The organism is Streptomyces sp. XY431 (genome assembly GCF_001279805.1).
Lineage (GTDB): Bacteria > Actinomycetota > Actinomycetes > Streptomycetales > Streptomycetaceae > Kitasatospora > Kitasatospora purpeofusca.
Genome location: NZ_LGDO01000345.1, coordinates 1 through 386 on the forward strand (window position 1 = coordinate 1; position 386 = coordinate 386).

Sequence of the window (386 nt, forward strand, 5' to 3'; positions counted from 1 at the left end):
CCCTGGTGCGGGAGGACCGTCCGGGTGAGAAGCGCCTGGTCGGGTATGTCGTGCCCACCCCCGGCAGCGAACTCGACACCGCCGAGATCCGGGCCGAGGCCGCCGTGTTCCTGCCGGAGTACATGGTGCCGGCAGCCGTGGTCGTCCTCGACGCGATCCCGCTCACGGTGAACGGGAAGCTGGACCGCAGGGCGCTGCCGGCGCCGGAGTTCGGGTCGGCCGGTGAGGGTCGTGCTCCGGCGACGCCGCAGGAAGAAGTCCTGTGCGGTGTGTTCGCGGAGGTCCTCGGCCTCGACAAGGTCGGTGTGGATGACGGGTTCTTCGAACTCGGTGGTGACAGCATTGTGTCGATTCAGTTGGTGGCTCGGGCGCGTGCGGTGGGGTTG

The 386-nt window shown here is 69.2% G+C and carries 1 protein-coding gene; it reads left to right on the forward strand.

Annotation, left to right across the window (positions count from 1 at the left end; genetic code table 11):
- Positions 1-5: 5 nt before the first annotated feature.
- Positions 6-386 (forward strand): phosphopantetheine-binding protein (locus ADK60_RS25250; protein WP_353651772.1); only part of this gene is annotated, 381 nt, incomplete at its 3' end.